Here is a 21,804-nt window from a genome sequence, read left to right as displayed (position 1 = left end):
CTTGTTCCAGACTGACCACAGAAGGCCCGTCTGGCTTCGATCTCGCAGTCATCTCGAGAGCATAGCTCTGCCAAAGGTCGAAAGCATCTGATCTGGCGTGGCGGTAGGAGGTGGCGGAAAGGCGATAGCGGCGGGGCCTGAAAATCGTATCGTTCTGGTCATGGGCGGGGAGGAACCGCTGCGCTTGATTGGGCGATTTGAACCGACCCTTGAGCTTCTCTCGCTTCCGAGTTGGTCGGTGCGCGCCCTCGATCCGGTTGTTCAGGCCCTTGTGCGCGCGGTGATCTTCGTCCGGGGCCAATTGGCGGATCGGCTTGATATAGCCGCGCAGATTATCCGTGATGATCAAGCGTAGTGTCAAATCGGGCGACTCGCCGCCTGCAATTCCTTGAGCATCTGTTGGCCGGGGAACAGCGTGGGGAAAGGCCTTCGATCGACCACAATCTTTCAGACGGAATCGCGGTTTCCGATAGCGACATAGGCGACCCGCTAGAAGTCGAAGTCGCGCTGCGTGTGTGCGATGTCGAGCGAACACTCTGCTCCGAGAACGTCATCCGAGAAAGCCCCGGTCTTCAACTGACGCGTGAAGGCCTCTTTCAACCACTGTGAACCTGTTCCCTTGCTGTCAAATCTCTGAAAAGATGAACTTAGTTTCTCAGAATCGTAAATTGACGGCGCGAGGTCACTACAGTGGAACTATTGATAGGCGTCGTTGTGATCGCGGCGATTCTTCTGTTTCTTCGTTCGAAAAAAACGGAAGGAAGCCAAACCAATTCTTTGCCAGATCCCGCGCCGATACGCCGAACGAGAACCGGACCTTCTCAGGTTCACGGGACACAGACTTCGCGGTTCGACCCGAGTAGTGCCAGGCATCTTCTGGAAGAGCGCATTCTCACGGGCGCAGCGTACGTGGTTGATGGAGATACCATAAGGATTCAGAAAACCCAGGTTCGATTGTTCGGAGTTGATGCTCCCGAGTTAGACCATCCCTATGGAGTACGAGCCAAGAGGGCGTTGCAAAGGCTCTGTAAGGGTCATGTCATTCGAGCAGAAGTGACCGACTTAGACAGCTACGGCCGCACGCTAGCGCATTGTTACTTGCCTGACGGTCGTGACCTTTCGGCCGAGATGGTGAAGCTTGGTCTGGCAATCGATTGGCCCAAGTTTTCAGGCGGCAAGTACGGCTCGCTGGAAGTACCTGAAGTCCGCAAGAAACTCTTTCTAGCCGATGCGCGTCAAAAGGGCCGGATGCATGTGTGGGAAAACTTCGAAAAGAGAAAGAGCAAACAGTAGCCCCAGCTTCATCTGTTGGCCCAGGGTTCATCGCTTCAACTGTGTATAAGAGTACGAGGCAGGCGGGATGTTCGGGTTGGCTGGCAAAACGTACAGGGCGAGCGGCTTGAGTTTCGCAGGCACAAGACAGGCATTCCCGTGTCGATCCGCTTGGATCTGGTTCTCGAGCTTGCCACGGAACTCGCATTCGTGCCGTCCGATCGGCTCTCATTCCTGACCCAGGATCGGCCGTACAAGCCCGAAACGCTTGGCAACTCGCTTCGCGACCAATGCACGGCGGCGGGCGTGCCTGGTTCGGCCCACGGGCGACGCAAAGCGAGCGCCACGAGGCTCGCAAATGACGAGGCTACGCCGGACGAAATCCGGGGCTTCCTCGGCCACAAGACCAACAATCAGGGATCGACCTACACCGAAAAGGCAGATCGCGGGCGGCTAGCCGACAAGTTGGACAAGAAGGGCGGATAAGCCCATGTATAACAATGTCTTGGGGAAAGCCATGGCAGCCCGTAGGGGAGTCGAACCCCTCTTTTCAGGTTGAAAACCTGACGTCCTAACCGATAGACGAACGGGCCGCGCTTGGCGTGGGGCGGTGTTTAGGCCAGGCGCGGGTGACTCGCAAGAGGTATTTTGCGATTTTTTCGACAGACCTGATTCACAGGCTCGCGGCGTCCTCGACGCGCAGCTGGACAGAGCTGCGGCCCCGCCATTGGTTCATCTCCAAACGCCCGGCAACATTGACTCTTCGGCCGCCGTGGGCCTCGAGGAACGGGCCAAGGGCGCTGTCGAAGGCGCCAAATGCGATCGCTTCCAGCCGTGCCGAAAGGCCGTCCGAAAGGGTGAGCCGCAGATGGCTTTCGCCCACGCGGCGGCTGAACGTGATTTCGGCCGACGGAAAGGCAAATCGCGGCGCCGGCGCCCCTTGGCCGAATGGACCTGCCTGTTCAAGCGCCTCGAGAAGCTCCGGGGTCGCGGCACCGGGCATGAGCAGCCCATCCAGCCGAAGTTCGCGCGGGCCCTGCGCCCCGGCACCCTGCCGGGACAACAACTCGGCCAACCGGGTCATCGCGGGTTCCATCCGGTCGCGCTGGACCGTCAGGCCAGCGGCCATTGGGTGCCCGCCCCCCTTTGTCAGCAGCCCTTCGGCTGCGATGCGCTGAACCGCGGCACCCAGGTCGACACCCGCAACCGACCGGCCGGAACCTTTGCCCTCGTCCCCCGCCAGCCCGATCACGACAGCGGGCCTGTTCGTGGCCTCCTTGAGACGGGCGGCGACGATGCCGACAACGCCTGGATGCCAGCCTTCGCCGGCCGCCCAGACGAGCGGGGCGTCAAGCCCGCGCTCTTCGGCCTGCAAGAGCGCCGCGTCGCGCACCCTGTTCTCGATCTCTCGGCGTTCGGTGTTCAGCGCGTCAAGCCGTTCGGCCAGCGCCTGCGCCTCATGCGGGTCGTCGGTGGCCAGAAGCCGCGCACCCAGGTCGGATGCGCCGATGCGTCCGCCCGCGTTGATCCGCGGACCCAGCAGGTAACCAAGGTGATAGGGCGTGGGGGCCCTGTCCATCCGCGCGACATCGGCCAGAACCCTAAGCCCCACCCGTTCGCGGCGCGCCAGAATCTTCAGCCCCTGTCGCACGAAGGCGCGATTGACGCCAACCAGCGGCGCAACATCTGCCACCGTCGCCAGCGCCACGAGATCGAGCAGCGCCATCAGGTCGGGTCCGCGCACGCCGTCTTCGCGCATCTGGCGGTTGACCTCGACCAGCATCAGGAAAACGACCGACGCTGCGCAAAGGTGCGCCAGTTCGCCGGTTTCGTCCTGCCTGTTCGGGTTGACGACCGCCACCGCGGGGGGCAGCGTCTCTCCGCCCAGATGGTGGTCAAGGATCACGACGTCCGCGCCGCTGGCCGCCGCGATCGCGTCGTGACTGAGCGTGCCGCAATCGACGCAGACGATCAGGTCGTGGGCGCGGGCCAGAGCTGCCATCGCCGGGACGTTCGGTCCGTAGCCTTCGTCGATCCTGTCGGGAACATAAAGCGTGGCAGGCCGCCCGAGGGCGCGCAGCCAGGTGATCAGAAGCGCGGCGGAGGTCCCGCCATCCACGTCATAATCGGCGAAGATGGCGATCCGCTCGCGGCCCCTGACCGCCTTGAGGAAGCGAAGGGCCGCCTTGCCCATGTCCTTCAGCGATTTGGGGTCGGGCAGCAGGTCGCGCAACTGCGGTTCCAGAAAGGACGCGGCGTCGGCAGCGGTTATCCCGCGCGCCGACAAGATGCGACCAAGCGCCAGCGGTAGCCCCGTTTCCTGCGCGAGCCCCTCGGCCAGGCGATCGGCCTCTGCCGAAGGACCCACCCATCGGCGGCCCGTGGCGGAACTTTCGACGCCCAGAAACGCGCTCATGCCGCGCCCGCCCAAGCGGCGCCGCCGCTTCCTGGATCGCGTTTCGCGCTCACTTCACCGGGTTGCGGTAGATCATCCGGCGGACAGAGCCGGTCTTCGACCGCATCAAGATGGTTTCCGTCTGAATGAACTGCGGTTCGCGCTTGACCCCCTGGACGATCGACCCGTTCGTGACGCCGGTCGCGGCAAAGATCACGTCCGCCGTGACCATGTCGTCGCGGGAATAGATGCGGTTCAGGTCGGTGATGCCTGCCCGGGCGGCGCGGCTGCGTTCATCGTCATTGCGGAACAGCAGGCGGCCCCAGATCTGCCCGCCCATGCATTTGAGCGCCGATGCAGCAAGCACGCCCTCAGGCGCTCCGCCGGTGCCCATGTACATGTCGATGCCCGTTATTTCGCTTTCCGCGCAATGAATTACGCCGGCCACGTCGCCATCCGTGATCAAGCGGATTGCCGCGCCGGTGGCGCGAACCTCTGCGATCATCGATTCATGCCGGGGGCGTTCCAGGATGCAGACCGTGATGTCGGTGGGCTTGCACTTCTTGGCCCGCGCCAGCTCCACGACCCGTTCGGTCGGGCTCATCTCGAGGCTGACGACATCCTTGGGCAGACCCGGACCCACGGCAAGCTTGTCCATGTAGACGTCGGGCGCATGCAGAAGCGTTCCGCGCGGCGCCATGGCGATCACGGTCAGCGCGTTCGGCATGTCCTTGGCGGTCAGCGTCGTGCCTTCAAGCGGATCAAGCGCGATATCGACCTCGGGGCCGTCGCCGGTTCCGACCTGTTCGCCGATGAAAAGCATGGGCGCCTCGTCGCGCTCACCCTCGCCGATCACCACCGTGCCGGCTATGTCCAGAAGGTTGAGCTGGTCGCGCATGGCGTTGACCGCGGCCTGGTCGGCGGCCTTTTCGTCACCCCGTCCGATAAGGCGGGCAGAGGCATGCGCCGCCGCCTCGCTGACGCGGGCAAGCCCAAGCGAGAGCATGCGATCCCTGAATTCCTTGACGTTGGCCATTGTCTGTCCCCGGGTGAACTGCGTTTTTCTTCGTGTAACGCCTCGCGCCAAGCGCCTGCAAGGGGCAAGCGGCCCGGCGCCAGGGCGTGGGCGGCCTCAGACGGTCTCGATCCTGATCGCGACCGCGTCGCCCTCGACGACGCCCGTCGCGGGCAGCCGCGACAACGCGTGGTCGATCGCCTCGCGCGTCGTCCGGTGAGTCACGATCAGCACCGGCGCGGTCGGATCTTCGTGCCCGTACTGGCGCATCCTGTCGATCGAGATCCCGGCGTCGCCGAGGATCGTCGCCACCTTGGCCAATGCTCCGGGTTTGTCCGACAACGCCATGCGCAGATAGAATGGTGCCGGCGCCGTGGCCTTGGCCGGGATCGCGTCGCAGAGCGTTGCGGCCGGCTGGCCGAAGGTGGAAACGCGGATGCCGCGCGCGATGTCGATGACATCCGACATGACCGCGCTTGCCGTCGGCCCCTGACCCGCGCCCGCACCACGCAGCACGATCTGTCCGACGCTGTCGCCTTCCAGGACGACCATGTTCGTTCCGCCCTGAAGCTGTCCAAGAGGGCTGTCCGCGGGCACAAGGCAGGGCGACATGCGCTGTTCCAGCCCCCGTCCCGTCATCTGCGCGACGCCGAGCAGCTTGATGCGATAACCCATGTCGGCCGCGCGGCGGATATCGTCGATGGACACGCGCCCGATTCCCTCAAGTTCCACCGCGTCGAACGACACCCTGGTTCCGAAGGCCACGGCGGCCAGAAGGCTGAGCTTGTGGCCGGCGTCGATGCCGCCGACGTCAAGGTTCGGGTCCGCCTCGAGATAGCCAAGCTGGCGCGCTTCCTCGAAGACCTGGTCGTAGGCAAGGCCCGCGCTTTCCATCCGGGTCAGGATGTAGTTGCAGGTGCCGTTCATCACGCCCATCACGCGTCGGATCTCGTTCGCCGCCAGCCCTTCGGTCAGCGCCTTGACGACAGGGATTCCGCCTGCGACCGCAGCCTCGAAACGGATGACGCGGCCGGCACTTTCCGCCGTTTCGGCAAGAGCCTGGCCGTGATGCGCAAGAAGCGCCTTGTTTGCCGTGACCACGTCCTTGCCGGTCGCGATTGCCGCCTCTGTCGAGGCTTTGGCGGGACCGTTGTCGCCTCCCATCACCTCGATGAACAGGTCGACGTCTTCACGCCGCGCAAGCGCGACCGGGTCGTTTTCCCATGCGTAGCCCGACAGGTCGGCATCGCGGTTTCGGGTGCGATCGCGCGCGGACACGGCGGTGATCTTGATGGGGCGCCCCGCACGGCGTTCCAGCATCGCGGCGTGGGCCTGGGCGATCTTGACGACGCCCATGCCGACAGTGCCAAGGCCGGCTATGCCAAGACGCAGCGGTTCGGACATGGGGAGCTCCTGGATATCATGCGTTCCGGCGGGTGTTAGCCTGTTGCGGCGGGGCTTGCAACGCGCCCGCGCGTGGTGCGACGCCGTATCAGCCGTCGGCCGCCTTTAGCGCGGCAGCGCGTGCCCTTAGCGCTGCTGCTTCCGCCTCAAGCGCTGCGGCCGTCGCGGCACCGTCGATGGCACCCTCGGGCGACAGAAGCTCGGACAGGGGAAGAAGCTCGGGGTAGGGCGCGCGGGCGGCCGTCGGAGCCGTTCCGGTGCCGGGCGCGCAGGCCGCCAGAACGACGGCCGCCAAGGTGATGGGAACTGGGCGCATGAAGCCTCCGTGTCGCGGCGCGAAGATAGGCCGGACCGGCAGGCTTCGCAAGTTTCGGGGATTGTTCTGAACGTTTGTTCATATACTGTGGGCCCATGGCCCGCAAACCCGGTTCCCGATCCGATATCACCGGCCCGCGCATCCGCGCGGCGGCACGCCGACTCTTCGCGCGCCACGGCTTCGCGGCGGTGTCCATGCGTCAGATCGCGGCCGAGGTGGGCGTGCAGGCCGGCGCGCTTTATCTCTACACGCCCGACAAGGAAACGATGCTGGTCGATCTGCTCAGGGACCACATGGACGAGTTGATCAAGGCTTGGGACGCGGCGGAGCCCCCCGCCGGCCCGGTCGAACGGCTCGACTCCTTCGTGAGGTTTCACATCGCCTTCAATCTTGACCATGCCGACGCCGTCTTCCTGTCCTACATGGAGTTGCGAAACCTTGGGCCGGAAAACTTCGCCGTGATCGAGGGGCTTCGGCGGGACTACGAGAACCGGCTGGAATCGATCCTCAAGGCGGGGCAGGGCGGGGGGTTCTTCGCCGTGCCCGATACCAAGCTCGCGACCATGGCGATCATCGCCATGCTGAACGGTGTCAACACCTGGTATCGCGAAGGCGGGCGTCTGGGGCGTGCCGCAGTGGGCGATATCTACTGGGACATGGTGCGCAAGGCGGTCGCTGTGTAACGCCCGTCCGGCGATGACCGCGTTCTTCGGAAGGCCATTTTGTGCTAGTCTCGGACTTTTGGGGCTGGAGGAGAGACGATGTTCAATCTCGAAGCATTCGTCGAAGACTGCAAGGCCGCCGTCCGCGACGACCCAACCCACGGCGCTGTGGCGGAGCTGCTGAAAGGGGCGATGACGGATCTCTCGGCGGTCCTGGACGAACTTGGCGAACCGACTTCGGGCGGGCTGAGCGCCATCTACAAATCGCCCCAGCTGACAATTCTCAACGTCGTCTGGAAACCTCAGATGGTCCTGATGCCCCACGATCACAACATGTGGGCCGTCATCGGCATCTACACGGGCCGCGAGGACAATATCTTCTGGCGTCGTGTGAAGGATGATCCACTTGGCCGGATCGAGGCCGCGGGCGCCAAGGCCTTGGCGGCCGGAGACGTCGCGCCGCTTGGAAAGGATGTCATTCATTCAGTGACCAACCCGATCTGCAAGTACACCGGCGCACTGCACATCTACGGTGGCGACTTCTTTGAGGCCGAGCGACTGGAATGGGAAGCCGAAGGGCTGACAGAGCGGCGCTGGGACCCTGAACGCGCCAAGGCGCTTTTCGAAGACTAGTCGGGTACCGTGTCCCGTTGGCGGCTTCCGCTTCGCCAGGGCAGACGTCTGTTCGGCCCCACCTGCAAGCGCGCCGCCGACTGGCAGGCGCGTTCGCCGAAACGCCGCTAATGTGGTATCATGGTTGCAAGTTGGATCGTTCGGGGAGGCTGACGTGGCCTTGCGCATCGCTTCGACATTGACCCTGTCATTCTTCGCGACGGCTTCCGCCGTTCTCGCGGAAGGTGACCCGGAGCATGGACGGGATCTTGCGCGAACCAACTGCGCACGGTGTCACGGGGTGGACGGGAATGCCCGCTCAACCTCGTTCCAACCGGTTCCGATGTTGGCCGGACAGCCGGCGGTCTACTTGCTGGAGCAAATGAGGAACTATGCGTCCGGCAAGCGTGAGGACACCAGCAAGGGTTCGGCCATGACAAATTTCCTGCGGGATCTGACCGATCAGGATCTTGAGGACCTGGCAGCATATTACGCTGGCCAGGCCCGCTATTAGTCTTACGCGGTTGTCCGCCTCTCTTGAGGCCTGATGAAACCGCGCGGCCCGCCGGTCAATGCGCGGGGCGGATGAACGTCCCGTTCCTGAGGTCCGTCATCGCCTGCATGATCTCGGCCTTGGTGTTCATCACGATCGGTCCATGCCAGGCGACCGGTTCTTCGATCGGCGCGCCCGAGATCAGCAGGAACCGGATCCCCTTGTCACCGGCCTGCACCGTCACCTCGTCACCCGTGCCGAAGCGGATGAGCGTCCGGTCGCCGGACATGTCGCGGATGTTCACCTCTTCGCCCATCACCTCCTTTTCCAGAAGCACGCCTTGCGGGCGGGACGCGTCGGAAAAGCGGCCGGTGCCTTCGAAGACATAGGCGAAGGCGCGGCGATAGGTGTCGATCCTGAAGGTCTTGCGCACGCCAGGCGGAACCGAGATGTCCAGGTACTGCGGATCGGCTGCGATCCCGTCGACCGGTCCGGACTTGCCCCAGAATGAGCCGACGATCACCCGCACGACGGTTCCGTCGTCGTCGGTGATCTCGGGGATGTCGGCCGATTTCACATCCTGATAGCGCGGCGTCGTCATCTTGAGGCCCGAGGGCAGGTTGGCCCAAAGCTGGAAGCCATGCATCTGGCCCTTGGCGTTTCCAAGCGGCATTTCTTGATGCATGATCCCCGACCCGGCCGTCATCCACTGCACGTCACCCGCGCCCAGACGCCCCTTGTTGCCAAGGCTGTCGCCATGCTCGACGGTCCCGGCGAGCACGTAGGTGATGGTCTCGATCCCGCGGTGCGGATGCCACGGGAACCCGCGCAGGTAATCGTCGGGCCGCTCGTTGCGGAAGTCGTCGAACAGCAGGAATGGGTCAAGCTCGCTGGGGTCGTGGAAGCCGAAGGCGCGATGCAGCTTTACGCCCGCGCCTTCCATCGTCGGCATGGCGCGGCGGGATTCAAGGATTGGACGGATGGACATTGCGGGCCTCCTGTTCTGCTGAAGCGAATATAGGCGCATCCCGGCGCGCCGCGAGTCCTGACCGCGCAGTCCGGGACTCACAGTATGCGTTTGCCAGCGCACAACGATCTTGACCCGGCATCTGCCTGTGGTGTGGCGCAGCCCAGGCACGGCCAGCGCGGCAACGAGTCAGCGTTTTTTCCGGCCGCGAAAGTACCGCCGGGACCGGCGTCATTGGCCTGGTCCGCCCCGATTTGCGCGGGAAGTTCGGGGGCTGGGCGTCCGCGGCGGTTCCAGTTCGCGCAATGCGTGTTATAAATGGCTACCGAGCTGATGTCAGGAGAAGCCATGTCGACCCTGAAGGAGCCGAGCTTTCGCGAGTCTGTGGATCTGATGTTCAATCGGGCGGTGGCGCTCATGGACCTCAGCCCAGGGCTTGAAGAAAAGATCAAGGTCTGCAACTCGACCTACACCGTGCGCTTCGGCGTGCGGCTGCGGGGCAAGATCGAGACCTTCGTCGGATACCGATCGGTGCACTCTGAGCACATGGAGCCTGTGAAGGGCGGCATCCGATACGCCACCTCGGTGTCTCAGGATGAGGTCGAAGCGCTGGCCGCGCTGATGACCTACAAATGTGCCCTTGTGGAAACACCCTTCGGCGGCTCGAAGGGCGGTCTTTGCATCGATCCGCGGCAGTGGGACGAACACGAGCTCGAGCAGATCACCCGGCGCTTTGCCTATGAGCTTATAAAGCGCGATCTGATCAACCCCGCGCAGAACGTTCCCGCGCCGGACATGGGAACTTCCGAGCGTGAAATGGCGTGGATTGCGGACCAGTACGCGCGCATGAACACCGCCGACATCAACGCGCGTGCCTGCGTGACGGGCAAGCCGCCGCACGCAGGCGGCATCCAGGGCCGCGTCGAGGCGACGGGGCGCGGGGTGCAGTACGCCCTGCGCGAGTTCTTCCGCCACGCCGACGACAAGGCGCTGGCCGGGCTTTCGGGCGATCTGGAAGGCAAGCGCGTGATCGTGCAGGGCCTTGGCAATGTGGGCTACCATGCCACCAAGTTCCTCAGCGAAGAGGACGGGGTGATCGTGACCGGCATCATCGAACATGACGGCGCGCTGGTGCGGGATGAAGGGCTGGATGTCGCGGCGGTCAAGCAGTGGATGAACCGTCACGGAACAATCAAGGGCTATGCCGACGCGGTCCAGGTCGAAAACGGCGCGGAGGTGCTTGAGAAAGAGTGCGACATCTTGATCCCCGCCGCGCATGAAGGGGTAATCCACCTTGGCAATGCCGACCGGATCAAGGCCCGTCTGATCATCGAGGCGGCCAACGGGCCGGTCACCTTCGGCGCTGACGAGGTGCTACGCGAAAAGGGCACCGTCATCATCCCTGACATGTACGCCAACGCCGGCGGCGTCACGGTGTCCTATTTCGAATGGGTCAAGAACCTGTCTCACATCCGGTTCGGGCGAATGCAGCGGCGGGCCGAAGAGGCGCGCTCACGCCTGATCGTCGAAGAGCTTGAACGGCTTTCCTCTGACCGCGGACTGGGATGGGAGCTTGCCCCGGACTTCAAGGAACGCTTCCTGCGCGGCTCTGACGAGCTTGAACTGGTGCGCTCGGGTCTCGACGACACCATGCGCACCGCCTACCAGGCCATGCGTGAGGTTTGGCATGCCCGCAACGACGTGCACGACCTGCGTGTCGCGGCCTATATCGTGGCCATCGACCGCGTGGCGGCGGCCTACCGTTCGAAGGGGCTTTGATCGCCCCACGGCCCGCCGCGCGGCCCACCGGATTCGCAGCGAAGCCGCCAGCAGGTGACCAAACCTGCGCTCCGAACAGCAAGTTGACTCAATTGAGCCGAATGGAGCGGTATCGGACACTTGATTGTTCGCGATTGTGCGCAAATGGATCGGATCGCGCCTGATTTATCCTTCGATGCGCGGCCTCCTGCTTCGCATGCCATCACGACAGCCTGAAATCGACAAAATTTAGCCCGATTCTGATCGCTTATTTGATGGCGTGTGGGGTGCCGCCGCGGATCGGCGGTGTTTAGGAGCCGTGTTATGCTGCCATTTCGTCTTGTCAGCAGGGGCAAGAATTTCCTGCGTCGCGACCGAGGGGCAGCGACGATCGAAGTCATCCTGTGGCTGCCATTCTTCCTGGGTCTGTTTTCCCTGATGGTCGACCTATCGATGATCTTCAACAACCAGTCCCGGATCATGCGGATCATCCAGGACGGGAACCGGAACTACTCGATCCGCCGTCTGACCACCAACGCCGAGACGGAAACCTACGTGGAAGGTCGTATCGCCTCGATCAGCGCCAATGCGAACGCGGTGACCACCAACGCGGCCGGTCTGATCACGACGACCGTGACCGTCCCGCTGGCAGATCTCGACCTTCTGGGCATTGCCCATGTCTTCAGCAGCAACTGGTTCATCACCGCCGACCAGCTTGACGAGGGGTTCAGCCAACCATGACACCGCTATTCCTGAGCCGCGCGGCCCGCGCCGCGAAAAAACGCGCAAAGCGCGAGGACGGTGGCATAACCGTGCTCAGCTTGCAGATGCTGATCGTGAGCCTGATCCTGGGCGGCTTCGCCGTGGATGTCGGCAATGGTTTCCAGGCCTACACGCAGTTGCAGGCGACCGCGGACTCGGCCGCCCACGCCGCCCTTCTGACGCGCGAATGGGAAACCGCCGACGTCGCCAAGGCCAAGGCGATCACCGTGGCGACCAACATGATGCCGACCTCTCGCTACGGCACGGTTCTGCGCCCCGAGGATATCGTTTTTGGCGACTGGGACGCGACGACGAAGAAATTCACCGCGAATTCCGCTTCCAAGAATGCGGTTTTCGTGTCCACGAAGCGCTACGAGGCGCAGAATAACGGCCTGGGGACCTTCTTCCTGCGGCTTGCGGGCCAGGATCGGCTGGACGTCGGATCGGGTTCGGTCTGGGAAACCTACGCCTCAAGCTGCTTCCGTGAAGGCATCGTCGCGGCCGAGCGGGTCGATACGCAAAGCAACAACAACTATGAACCGGGCTACTGCATCCACTCGCAGGAGCATGTCGAGATCAACTCGAACAACGTCTTCAACACCGGCGTGATCGTTTCGATGCCCGACAAGACCGACGTGGTGATCCCGGATTCGGGTTTCGACCAGAACACCGGCCTGCGCGAGGCGCTGAGAGACGGTTCCTATGCGATGCGCATCCTTGGCAGGATCAACCAGATCGAACAGGGACTTCTGAACCCGGCCGACGCGAAATACGGGATCATGGAGCCGACTTCGCCCTATTACCGCAGCTACATCACCAACAAGGTTGCCGTGAAGATCAACGGGCAAGGCAAGACCGAGCTGTCGCAAGCCGACTTCAAGCAGGGCCGCGTCCACATTCTCGACTGCAAGAACGACAACCAGCACAAGCAGGTCAAGGGTGACTGGCTGCGCAAGATGGCGATCGTCACGAACTGCCGGATCCAGTTCGGCACCGACCTGGGCGACGGCGCGTCGCTTGAAGACGTGGTCTTCCTGAACACCAACGTTGATGGCAAGTCGTTCTATGGTCGTTCGGGTGTGCGTTTCGGCAAGGATGACAACTGCACCGCTGGCGGCGACGTGCAGGTGGTGACAAAGGGTGGCATCGACCTGGCGTCGGGGATCCAGGTCTACGGCAGCCAGTTCATCGCGGCCGGCGACATCTATGCCACCGCCAACGCGAACGGGATCGAAGGCGCGTCGTTCGTTGCCGGCGGCGAAGCCAGCATCACGTCGAACGGTTCGTTCGGCTTCTGCGGCGGGGCGGGGATGGGCAACAACTACGAGGCGAAGTATTTCCGAATGGTCAGGTAAGCGACCCAAGGCAGCAATCCTTGGCCCGTCGGCGCACCAAGTGGTGGCCGGCGGGCCTTTGTGCAGCACAACCCATTGTACCAACTGATTTTTGTCCAGATTTGAACCAAGGGGTTTCAAATGAAGTGCAGAGCGGCCCGAAGGGCATCTCAAATCCTGCATCGCTTCGCCGCCGGAACGGGTGGCGCCATTTCCGTTCTGAGCCTGCAGATGCTGCTGTGCAGCCTGATCATCGGCGGCTTCGCGGTCGACGTGGGGAACGCGTTCCAGACCAGGACGCAATTGCAGGCGACTGCCGATTCCGCCGCCCACGCGGCCCTTTGGTCGCGCGAGTGGAACTCGGCTGATGCCGCGAAGGCCAAGGCGATCGAGGTGGCGACCAACATGATGCCGACGTCGCGCTACGGCAACGTGCTGACAGCCGACGACATCGTGTTTGGCTCATGGGACGCCAGCACCCGCACATTCACGCCGGATGCGACCTCGAAGGCGGCGGTCTTTGTCTCGACCCGCCGCTACGCGTCGCGCAACAACAGCCTGGGTACCTGGTTCCTGCGCCTGGCCGGTCATGATGACTTCGACATCGCCGCCGGATCGGTTTTCCAAACCTATGTTCCGAACTGCGCCCGCGAAGGTTTCATGGCAGAGGGCCGCGTCGACACGCAAAGCAACAACCGCTATCTTCCCGGCTTCTGCGTTCACTCGCAAACCCATGTCGAGGTGAACTCGAACAGCGTGTTCGAAACCGGATCGGTCGTATCGATGCCGGACAAGAACGACCTGGTGAAGCCGAATTCAGGCTTCGATACCAACATCGGCCTTCAGCAGGCACTGCGCGACGGATCCTACGCCATCCGCGTCCTGGATCGGGTCAATCAGATCAAGCAGGGTCTTCTGAACCCCCAGGACGCAAGGTTCGGGATCATGAACCCGGATTCGCCCTACTACCGGTCCTACATCACCAGCAGCACGGTGATCACGGTCACGGACCCGAAGGGCAAGGGCAAGGACAAGCCGCAGCTGTCCGACCAGTTCAAGACCGGATACGTGCACGAATACACCTGCGCCGGTGGCAACAACACGATCACGATCGACGGCAGTTGGTTCAAGGAGATGGCGCTGGTCACCAACTGCCAGGTCAAGCTTGCCAATGGAACGATCCTTGAAGACGCGGTGATCCTGACGACCAACGCCGACAAGAACAACGCGGTCAGCGATTCCCAGAATGTGACCCTTGGCAAGAATGATGGCTGCAACGATGGCGGCGACGTTCAGATCATCAGCAGCGGAACGATCTCGATGACGAGCCAGGTGAACTTCTTTGGAAGCCAGTTGATCTCGCTCGCCAATATCAACCTGACCGCGCAGACCAACGGGGTCGAGGGTATCTCGCTGGTCGCGGGTGGCGAAATCAGCGCGACGTCGAACGGCACCTTCGGCTATTGCGGCGGTGCGGGGATGGGCAACAACTACGACGCATCCTATTTCCGCATGGTGAACTGAACTGACGCGCGCCGCCGCCACCCAGGCCGCGGCGCGCTTTTTTCCTGCCTGGATTGATACCGACATCTTTTGTCGCAAAGCTATTGGAAAGCGATTGGCAGAAGATAGCATTGCTGCCTAGGCTGCAGAGGCGGCCGAAGCGGAGGCGGGAATGCGATATTCGGGGTTCAAGGTCATTGCCGAGGGGCTTGGCGGCAACAAGGGCTGGAAACCGGCCTGGCGCGATCCCGATCCGAAGCCCGAATACGACATCATCATCATCGGGGGCGGCGGGCACGGTCTGTCCACGGCCTACTACCTGGCCAAGAACCACGGCCTGACCAACATCGCGGTGCTGGAAAAGGGCTACCTTGGCGGCGGCAACGTCGGGCGCAACACCACGATCGTGCGCGCCAACTATTTCCTTCCCGGCAACCAGGAGTTCTATTCCCACTCCCTGAAGCTGTGGGAAGGGCTCGAATCCGAGCTGAACTACAACGTGATGCATTCGCAGCGGGGCCTGATCAACCTGTTCCACAGCGACGGTCAGCGTGATGCCTTCGCCCGGCGTGGCAACGCCATGATCAACCAGGGCGACGACGCGGAACTGCTTGACCGCGAGGGCGTGCGCCGGCTTCTGCCCTATCTGGATTTCGAGCAGACGCGCTTTCCGATCTACGGCGGTCTTCTGCACCGCCGCGGCGGCTCGGCGCGCCACGACGCGGTCGCCTGGGGTTACGCGCGCGGCGCCGACCGGCGCGGCGTGGACCTGATCCAGAACTGCGAGGTCACGGGCATCGACATTCAAGACGGCCGGGTGACCGGGGTTCAGACCACGCGCGGTGCGATCCGGGCAAAGAAGGTGGGGATCATCGTCGCGGGGCGCTCGGGTCAGGTCGCGGCCATGGCGGGCATGCGCCTGCCGGTCGAAAGCCACATCCTGCAGGCCTTCGTGACCGAAGGGCTAAAGCCGGTGATCGACCATGTCGTCAGCTTCGGCATGGGACACTTTTACATCAGCCAGTCCGACAAGGGCGGTCTTGTCTTTGGTGGCGACCTGGACTTCTACGCCTCCTACGCCGCGCGGGGGAACCTGCCGATGGTCGAGCATGTGATGGAGGCCGGCATGACGCTGATGCCGATGATCGGCAAGGCCAAGGTGCTGCGGTCCTGGGGCGGCATCATGGACATGACGCCCGACGGATCCCCGATCATCGACCGGACCCATATCGACGGGCTCTTCATCGACTGCGGCTGGAACTACGGCGGCTTCAAGGCCGTGCCCGCCTCGGGTTGGTGCATGGCGCATCTCATGGCAACCGGAGAGTCGCATGAGGTCGCCCGCCGTTTCCGCCTTGACCGCTTCGTGACCGGCCACCTCCTCGACGAGGAAGGCACGGGCAGCCAGCACAACCTGCACTGAGGTAGAACGACATGCGCATTACCTGCCCCCTGTGCGGCACCCGCGACCGGCGTGAATTCTACTACTACGGCGATGCGGTCTATGCCGATCGCCCGGATGCGGGCGCCGTGCCCGAAGCCTGGAATGACTATCTGCACCTTCGTGACAACCCGGCCGGCGAAACACGCGACCTGTGGTATCACGAGATGGGCTGCTCATCTTGGATCGAAGTGACGCGCAACACCGTCACCCACGCGATCCTTGGCACGCGGCTTGTCAGCGAACGCAACAGCCGGCGCGACAAGTTCGTCTACCAAGAGGGCGATCTGAGGGAAATCAAGCCGCAAGCGACCAAACCCGAGCCGAAAGGGACAGAAGAATGAGGATCGCGGGCAAGGGCCTTATCGATCGCGGCGCAAGTGTCGGGTTCCGCTTCGACGGACGGGACCACGTCGGCTTCGCGGGCGACACTTTGGCATCCGCGCTTCTGGCTGGGGGGAACCGGCTGATCGGGCGGTCCTTCAAGTATCACCGCCCGCGCGGCGTGATGACGGCGGGCTCCGAGGATCCCAACGCGCTGGTCACCGTGGGGCAGGGCGCCCGTATGGTTCCGAACGTGCGCGCGACGATGCAGGAAGTTTTTCCGGGGCTTGAGGCGAAAAGCCAGAACCGCTGGCCGTCGCTGGCGTTCGACATGATGCAGGTCAATGACCTGATGGCGCCCTTCTTCAGCGCCGGCTTCTACTACAAGACATTCATGTGGCCGCGGGCCTTCTGGGAACGCGTCTACGAACCTCTGATCCGCCGCGCCGCGGGCCTTGGCGCGCTGTCGGGCAAGCACAACGACGAGAGCTATGAAAAGGCCTTCGCATTCTGTGATGTGCTGGTCGTCGGGTCCGGGCCTGCGGGCCTCATGGCGGCGCTGACGGCGGCGCGTTCGGGGGCCGATGTGATCCTGGCCGAAGAAGACGCCCGCATGGGTGGCCGCCTGCTGGCAGAATCCGAAGAGATAGACGGCAAGCCTGCGCATCTGTGGGCAGACGAGGTTCTGGCAGAGCTTGAAGCCATGCCCAACGTTCGTCTCATGACCCGCACGACCGTGACCGGTGCCTACGACGACGGTACCTATGGTGCGCTGGAACGTGTGGGCCTGCACCTGGCGAACGCGCCCGCCGAACTGCCGCGCGAGTGTTTCTGGCGGATCGTGGCACGGCGCACGATCCTTGCCGCCGGCGCGCACGAGCGCCAGATAGCGTTTCCGATGAACGACCGTCCCGGCGTGATGACCGCCGGTGCGGTGCGCGCCTATCTGAACCGCTGGGGTGTGGCGTCTGGGCGGCGTGTCGCGATCTTCGCAAACAACGACGATGCCCATCGCACCGCGCGTGACCTTGTCGCCGCGGGGGTTGAGGTCGCGGCGCTGATCGACGTGCGCGAAGACGCGCCCCAGCCCGCAGGCTATCGCGTGATTTCGGGCGGTCAGGTGACTGGCACGCGCGGTCGACTGGGCCTGCGCGAGATCACCGTGACCACGGCATCGGGCGAGGAACGGATAGAGGCTGACTGCCTGGCCGTCTCGGGTGGTTGGAACCCGGCGCTGCATCTGACCTGCCACATGAACGGCCGCCCCGCGTGGGACGACACGATTGCCGCCTTCGTTCCGAAGCCCGGCATGGTGCCGGGGCTGACCGCCTGCGGCGCGGCGGCGGGCGTCATGACCACCGCGGGCGCCCTGGCCGATGGCCGCCGGGCGGCCGAGGCCGCGCTGTCCGACCTCGGGATCGAGGCGAAGTCGATCGATCTGCCGAACGCCGAAAACGGTGGCACGCGGATCACGGCCTTCTGGGAGGTGACCGAAGGCAAGGGCCGCGCGTGGCTTGATTTCGCCAACGACGTCACGACCAAGGACGTGCGGCTGGCCGCACAGGAAAACTACCGCTCGGTCGAGCATATGAAGCGGTACACCACCCAGGGCATGGCGCCGGATCAGGGAAAGAATTCCAACATCTCCGCGCTTGCCGTCCTGGCCGACGCGACGGGCCGCGGAATTCCCGAAACCGGAACGACAACCTTCCGCCCGCCCTTCGTTCCCGTGTCCATTGCCGCGATGGGCGCGGGCGGGCAGGGCGCGGGTTTCGCGCCGCAACGGTTCACGACCTCGCACAAGGCAAGTGTTGAACGTGGCGCGCCCATGCTCGAGGCGGGGCTGTGGTACCGGCCGTCCTACTTCCCGCGCCCGGGTGAAAAGACATGGCGCGAGTCCTGCGACCGAGAGGTCATGGCGGTGCGCGAGGCGGCGGGCGTCTGCGATGTTTCGACCCTTGGCAAGATCGACATACAAGGCAAGGACGCGGCGCGTTTCCTTGACTTCGTCTACACCAACACCTTCTCGACCCTTCCCGTCGGTCGCGTCCGTTACGGGCTGATGCTGCGCGAGGACGGACTTGTTCTGGACGACGGCACAACCGCGCGGCTGGGCGAGAACCACTATCTGATGACGACGACGACCGCCGCGGCGGGGCTCGTGATGCGCCATCTGGAGTTCGTCCACCAGGCGCATTGCCCGGACTGGGACGTGCACATGATCTCGGTCACCGAGCAGTGGGCGCAGTTCGCGGTTGCAGGGCCCAGGTCGCGCGAATTGCTGAACTCGATGCTGCTGGCGCCGCTTGAAGATGCCGATTTCCCCTTCATGGGCTGTGGCGAAATCGAGATCCGGGGCGTTCCAGCCCGGCTTTTCCGCATCTCGTTCTCGGGCGAGGCTGGGTACGAGATCGCGGTGCCTTCCCGCTTTGGCGAGGGGCTGTTCCGCGATCTGGTCGCGCGGGCCGAAAGCATGGGCGGTGGCGCCTACGGGATGGAGGCGCTCAACGTCCTGCGGATCGAAAAGGGCTTCATAACCCATGCCGAGATCCACGGCCGGACCACCGCATTCGACATCGGCCTGCAGGGCATGGTGTCGAAGAAGAAGGACTGCATCGGCAAGGCGGCAAGCCAGCGGCCGGGTCTTTCCGGGCCGGAGCGCGAGCAGCTTGTCGGCCTGCGCCCGGTTCAGCCGACCAAGGGTTTCGGCGCGGGCGCGCACCTTTTCGACAAGGACGCCAAGCCGGTCTCCGCGAATGACCAGGGCTACGTGACCTCGGTTTGCTGGTCGCCCACGCTCAAGACCCACCTTGGGCTCGCGTTCCTCAGGAACGGTCGCGCCCGCCATGGCGAAACCGTGCGCCTGGTCGACCATGTGCGCGGCAACGATATCCTGTGCGAGGTGGTAAACCCCGTGTTCTTCGACCCCGAGGGAGGGCGCGCCCGTGGCTAGGCTGATCGAAAAGACCCCGTGCGAGGCGCTTTTGCCCGTCACCTGCGGCGCCCTGACGCTGAGGGAACTGGTGGGGGACCGCGTGACATCGGTCGCACCGCTCCGCGGCCAGAAGACCAAACTGGCCGCCGCCCTCAAGAAGCTTGGGCTTGCCTGGCCCGAGCCCAACCGCGTGATCGCGAAGGATCGGGCGTCGATCACATGGACGGGGCGTGATCAGGCCTTCCTGATCGGTGCCGACCCTGACACGCTTGCGGGGCTTGCCGCGCTGACCGACCAAACCGACGGATGGGCAAGGATTCGGCTTGAGGGGCCGGGGGCAGCGGACGTTCTGGCCCGTCTTGTCCCGCTGGATCTGCGCGCCTTCGCGCCCGGACAGGCCGCGCGATCGCAACTTGGGCACATGATGATGATCCTGATCTCTCCCGCGCCGGGGATCTTCGACATCATGGTCTTCCGGTCCATGGCGGCGACGGCAGTGCATGAGCTTCATCACGCCATGAAGGCGCTCGCAGCCCGGGCTGCGGTCTGACCCTTGCCGATCGGCCCGCAAGGGCCGATATTCGCGGGATGAGTCTGCCCCCCGGATTTCTTGATGAACTGAGGAACCGCACGTCGCTGTCGCGCGTCGTGGGGCGAAAGGTGACGTGGGACAACCGCAAGTCCAACCAGGCCAAGGGCGACCTTTGGGCGCCCTGTCCGTTCCACCAGGAAAAGACCGCCAGCTTCCATGTCGACGACCGCAAGGGCTACTACTATTGCTTTGGCTGCCACGCCAAGGGCGATGCCGTCAGCTTCCTGCGAGAGGCCGAGAACATGGGCTTCATGGAGGCGATCGAGGTCCTCGCACGCGAGGCGGGCATGCAGATGCCCGCGCGCGATCCGCAGGCCGCCGAAAGGGCCGACCGACGCAGCCAGCTGGCCGAGGTCATGGAAGCGGCCGTCCAGCACTACCGCATGCAGCTACGCACCGGCACGGGCGCGGGCGCGCGCGACTACCTGGCCAAGCGCAAGCTGTCCGAGGCAGACCGTGACCGGTTCGAGATCGGGTTTGCCCCCGAGGGTTGGCGCGGGCTTTGGGATCACCTGAAGGCCAAGGGCATCGAGGACGAATTGATCCTTGCCGCCGGACTTGCCAAGCCCGTCGCCGGGGGCAAGGCGCCCTACGACACGTTTCGCAACCGGATCATGTTCCCGATCCGCGATGCGCGCGGCCGCTGTATCGCCTTCGGCGGGCGGGCGATGGACCCGGCCGACAGCGCGAAATACCTGAACTCCCCCGAAACCGAGCTGTTCGACAAGGGCCGCAGCCTTTACAACCACGGTCCCGCGCGCGAGGCCGCCGGCAAGGGTGAGCCCCTGATCGTCGCCGAAGGCTACATGGACGTGATCGCCTTGGTGACGGCGGGGCTTCACGCGGCCGTCGCCCCGCTGGGCACCGCCGTAACCGAAGACCAGCTGAGGCTTCTGTGGCGCATCCACCATGAACCCCTGGTGATGCTTGACGGGGACGCGGCCGGCATCCGCGCGGCCATGCGCCTGATCGACCTTGCCCTGCCCATGCTCGAGGCGGGCTATGGTCTGCGTTTCGTCATCCTGCCCGAGGGCATGGACCCCGACGACCTGATCCGCGCGCGGGGCGCACAGGCGATGCGCAACCTGCTGGAAGCGGCGCAGCCGATGGTCAACCTGCTTTGGCAGAGAGAGACCGAAGGCAAGATATTCGACAGTCCCGAACGCAAGGCGGCGCTGGACAAGACCCTGCGCGAAACCCTGCGCAAGATCGCTGACCCCTCGATCCGCAGCCATTACGGCGAGGAGATCAAGCGGCTGAGGTGGGAGCTGTTCGGCACCAATCGCCGCGCACCGCAGCCGGGAACGCGGGCAGCGCGGATGGCGCCGGGAAAGGGGCGGCCGTTCGTGCCCGACGCGCCGTTGCCGGTCACCCGGACCTCGCTTCTGGCGACGCCCGGCGGCGCGGAGGTCGAGGAACACCTGCGCGAGGCCATGATACTTGCCATTTGCCTGACGCATCCCGCCTGCGTTACGCGCTTCGAAAGCCAGCTGGAGACGGTCGCGATGCGCGATCCGGGCCATGACCGGTTGCGCCATGCGCTGCTTCTGGCCTCGCACGATCCCGCGATCGCGGTTGACCCGGGCGCGTTTCGGAACAAAATCGCGGCTCAGGCGGGCGATGACCTTGAAAAGCTCATGTCGCTTGCCCACGTCCGCATCGCCCCCCCGGTTCGCAATTTCGAGGACAGCGATCTGGCCACGATGTGTCTGGCAGAAGAGTTGGCGAAGCTAGAGGCGCGACGGGGTGCCGCAGCCGAAGTCGAAGAGGCGATGGAGGATCTGACCGGGCTCGTGGATGAGGGCCTTACCTGGCGTCTCAGCCAGGCCGCGGCTGCCCGTCACAAGGCCGAACGCTCAAAACTTGACGACGACAGCGACATGGGAGAGGACCGCGCCGCGCTGTCGGCGCAGCTGCAGAACCTGATAGATCGCGCGGTTTGGGAGAAGAAGCGGCACTGATGCCGCCTGCCCTGTGATTCGCCGTCACGATTCGATAGAAACACTTAGTCGATTCGCC

At 64.0% G+C, this 21,804-nt stretch carries 18 protein-coding genes, 1 tRNA gene and 2 pseudogenes; 14 read left to right on the top strand and 7 right to left on the bottom strand.

The genetic code is table 11. The annotated features are described in order from the left end of the window. Window positions 1–43 precede the first annotated feature (43 nt). Window positions 44–352, bottom strand: a pseudogene (locus OEW28_RS11600) (DDE-type integrase/transposase/recombinase); the annotation flags it as partial. Window positions 353–690: 338 nt separating this feature from the next. Between OEW28_RS11600 and OEW28_RS11595 the strand changes: the two are divergent. Beyond that, window positions 691–1,293: a thermonuclease family protein gene (locus OEW28_RS11595; protein ID WP_263734919.1), complete on the top strand. Its 603-nt coding sequence runs from the start codon at window positions 691–693 to the stop codon at window positions 1,291–1,293. 138 nt (window positions 1,294–1,431) lie between these two features. Beyond that, the gene (locus tag OEW28_RS11590; protein WP_263734918.1) at window positions 1,432–1,758 is read left to right on the top strand and encodes a site-specific integrase; all 327 of its coding nucleotides are present in this window, start codon (window positions 1,432–1,434) and stop codon (window positions 1,756–1,758) included. 32 nt (window positions 1,759–1,790) lie between these two features. Here the strand turns inward: OEW28_RS11590 and OEW28_RS11585 are convergent. The 5 genes from OEW28_RS11585 to OEW28_RS11565 all read right to left on the bottom strand — a co-directional run bounded on the left by OEW28_RS11585 (window position 1,791) and on the right by OEW28_RS11565 (window position 6,402). Further along, window positions 1,791–1,865: transfer RNA gene (locus tag OEW28_RS11585), tRNA-Glu, on the bottom strand. Between the two features lie 80 nt (window positions 1,866–1,945). Then, window positions 1,946–3,688 (bottom strand): single-stranded-DNA-specific exonuclease RecJ, encoded by a 1,743-nt coding sequence (gene recJ / locus OEW28_RS11580; RefSeq protein WP_263734917.1) that lies wholly within the window; start codon window positions 3,686–3,688, stop codon window positions 1,946–1,948. Window positions 3,689–3,737: 49 nt separating this feature from the next. Continuing rightward, the gene (gene glpX / locus OEW28_RS11575; protein ID WP_263734916.1) at window positions 3,738–4,703 is read right to left on the bottom strand and encodes a class II fructose-bisphosphatase; all 966 of its coding nucleotides are present in this window, start codon (window positions 4,701–4,703) and stop codon (window positions 3,738–3,740) included. 96 nt (window positions 4,704–4,799) lie between these two features. Continuing rightward, the gene (locus OEW28_RS11570) at window positions 4,800–6,086 is read right to left on the bottom strand and encodes a homoserine dehydrogenase (protein ID WP_263734915.1); all 1,287 of its coding nucleotides are present in this window, start codon (window positions 6,084–6,086) and stop codon (window positions 4,800–4,802) included. Window positions 6,087–6,174: 88 nt separating this feature from the next. Beyond that, complete coding sequence (locus OEW28_RS11565; protein WP_263734914.1) at window positions 6,175–6,402, bottom strand: hypothetical protein; 228 nt, start codon at window positions 6,400–6,402, stop codon at window positions 6,175–6,177. A gap of 95 nt (window positions 6,403–6,497) precedes the next feature. Between OEW28_RS11565 and OEW28_RS11560 the strand changes: the two genes are divergently transcribed. From OEW28_RS11560 to OEW28_RS11550, 3 genes are all read left to right on the top strand, one after another. Then, complete coding sequence (locus OEW28_RS11560) at window positions 6,498–7,085, top strand: TetR/AcrR family transcriptional regulator (protein ID WP_263734913.1); 588 nt, start codon at window positions 6,498–6,500, stop codon at window positions 7,083–7,085. Window positions 7,086–7,163: 78 nt separating this feature from the next. Next, complete coding sequence (locus tag OEW28_RS11555) at window positions 7,164–7,697, top strand: hypothetical protein (protein WP_263734912.1); 534 nt, start codon at window positions 7,164–7,166, stop codon at window positions 7,695–7,697. Window positions 7,698–7,809: 112 nt separating this feature from the next. Next, window positions 7,810–8,190, top strand: coding sequence for a c-type cytochrome (locus OEW28_RS11550; protein ID WP_318527536.1), 381 nt, complete (start codon window positions 7,810–7,812; stop codon window positions 8,188–8,190). Window positions 8,191–8,245: 55 nt separating this feature from the next. Here the strand turns inward: OEW28_RS11550 and OEW28_RS11545 are convergent, their stop codons facing one another. Beyond that, complete coding sequence (locus OEW28_RS11545) at window positions 8,246–9,157, bottom strand: pirin family protein (RefSeq protein ID WP_263734910.1); 912 nt, start codon at window positions 9,155–9,157, stop codon at window positions 8,246–8,248. Between the two features lie 327 nt (window positions 9,158–9,484). Between OEW28_RS11545 and OEW28_RS11540 the strand changes: the two genes are divergently transcribed. From OEW28_RS11540 to dnaG, 9 genes and pseudogenes are all read left to right on the top strand, one after another. After that, window positions 9,485–10,915: a Glu/Leu/Phe/Val family dehydrogenase gene (locus OEW28_RS11540; RefSeq protein WP_263734909.1), complete on the top strand. Its 1,431-nt coding sequence runs from the start codon at window positions 9,485–9,487 to the stop codon at window positions 10,913–10,915. 303 nt (window positions 10,916–11,218) lie between these two features. Further along, entirely contained in the window at window positions 11,219–11,635 is a 417-nt protein-coding gene (locus tag OEW28_RS11535) for a TadE/TadG family type IV pilus assembly protein (RefSeq protein WP_263734908.1), read from the top strand. After that, complete coding sequence (locus OEW28_RS11530) at window positions 11,632–13,011, top strand: pilus assembly protein TadG-related protein (protein WP_263734907.1); 1,380 nt, start codon at window positions 11,632–11,634, stop codon at window positions 13,009–13,011. The genes OEW28_RS11535 and OEW28_RS11530 overlap by 4 nt, the downstream gene beginning before the upstream one ends. Before the next feature lie 120 nt (window positions 13,012–13,131). Next, window positions 13,132–14,514, top strand: a complete 1,383-nt coding sequence (locus OEW28_RS11525; RefSeq protein WP_263734906.1) for a Tad domain-containing protein — start codon at window positions 13,132–13,134, stop codon at window positions 14,512–14,514. Between the two features lie 151 nt (window positions 14,515–14,665). Next, a complete protein-coding gene (locus OEW28_RS11520) occupies window positions 14,666–15,916 on the top strand; it encodes a sarcosine oxidase subunit beta family protein (protein ID WP_263734905.1) in 1,251 nt (416 codons plus the stop codon). 11 nt (window positions 15,917–15,927) lie between these two features. Then, a pseudogene (locus tag OEW28_RS11515) lies at window positions 15,928–16,179 on the top strand (sarcosine oxidase subunit delta); the annotation flags it as partial. A gap of 95 nt (window positions 16,180–16,274) precedes the next feature. Further along, complete coding sequence (locus OEW28_RS11510; RefSeq protein WP_263734904.1) at window positions 16,275–19,211, top strand: sarcosine oxidase subunit alpha family protein; 2,937 nt, start codon at window positions 16,275–16,277, stop codon at window positions 19,209–19,211. Continuing rightward, complete coding sequence (locus OEW28_RS11505) at window positions 19,204–19,743, top strand: sarcosine oxidase subunit gamma (protein ID WP_263734903.1); 540 nt, start codon at window positions 19,204–19,206, stop codon at window positions 19,741–19,743. The genes OEW28_RS11510 and OEW28_RS11505 overlap by 8 nt, the downstream gene beginning before the upstream one ends. Before the next feature lie 38 nt (window positions 19,744–19,781). Continuing rightward, window positions 19,782–21,746 carry a DNA primase gene (gene dnaG, locus OEW28_RS11500; protein WP_263734902.1) on the top strand — a complete coding sequence of 655 codons (1,965 nt, stop codon included), beginning with the start codon at window positions 19,782–19,784 and terminating at the stop codon, window positions 21,744–21,746. Window positions 21,747–21,804 lie beyond the last annotated feature (58 nt).

Source organism: Albidovulum marisflavi, from assembly GCF_025751435.1.
Classification (GTDB): Bacteria; Pseudomonadota; Alphaproteobacteria; order Rhodobacterales; family Rhodobacteraceae; genus Albidovulum; species Albidovulum marisflavi.
Note: the sequence above shows the minus strand (reverse complement) of the source record. Positions and strands in the feature narration are given on the sequence as shown.

Coding starts and splice junctions, on each gene's coding strand:
- recJ (WP_263734917.1), bottom strand. CDS start 3,688: ATGAGCGCGTTTCTGGGCGTCGAAAGTTCCGCCACGGGCCGCCGATGG.
- glpX (WP_263734916.1), bottom strand. CDS start 4,703: ATGGCCAACGTCAAGGAATTCAGGGATCGCATGCTCTCGCTTGGGCTT.
- OEW28_RS11570 (WP_263734915.1), bottom strand. CDS start 6,086: ATGTCCGAACCGCTGCGTCTTGGCATAGCCGGCCTTGGCACTGTCGGC.
- OEW28_RS11565 (WP_263734914.1), bottom strand. CDS start 6,402: ATGCGCCCAGTTCCCATCACCTTGGCGGCCGTCGTTCTGGCGGCCTGC.
- OEW28_RS11560 (WP_263734913.1), top strand. CDS start 6,498: ATGGCCCGCAAACCCGGTTCCCGATCCGATATCACCGGCCCGCGCATC.
- OEW28_RS11555 (WP_263734912.1), top strand. CDS start 7,164: ATGTTCAATCTCGAAGCATTCGTCGAAGACTGCAAGGCCGCCGTCCGC.
- OEW28_RS11545 (WP_263734910.1), bottom strand. CDS start 9,157: ATGTCCATCCGTCCAATCCTTGAATCCCGCCGCGCCATGCCGACGATG.
- OEW28_RS11540 (WP_263734909.1), top strand. CDS start 9,485: ATGTCGACCCTGAAGGAGCCGAGCTTTCGCGAGTCTGTGGATCTGATG.
- OEW28_RS11535 (WP_263734908.1), top strand. CDS start 11,219: ATGCTGCCATTTCGTCTTGTCAGCAGGGGCAAGAATTTCCTGCGTCGC.
- OEW28_RS11530 (WP_263734907.1), top strand. CDS start 11,632: ATGACACCGCTATTCCTGAGCCGCGCGGCCCGCGCCGCGAAAAAACGC.
- OEW28_RS11525 (WP_263734906.1), top strand. CDS start 13,132: ATGAAGTGCAGAGCGGCCCGAAGGGCATCTCAAATCCTGCATCGCTTC.
- OEW28_RS11520 (WP_263734905.1), top strand. CDS start 14,666: ATGCGATATTCGGGGTTCAAGGTCATTGCCGAGGGGCTTGGCGGCAAC.
- OEW28_RS11510 (WP_263734904.1), top strand. CDS start 16,275: ATGAGGATCGCGGGCAAGGGCCTTATCGATCGCGGCGCAAGTGTCGGG.
- dnaG (WP_263734902.1), top strand. CDS start 19,782: ATGAGTCTGCCCCCCGGATTTCTTGATGAACTGAGGAACCGCACGTCG.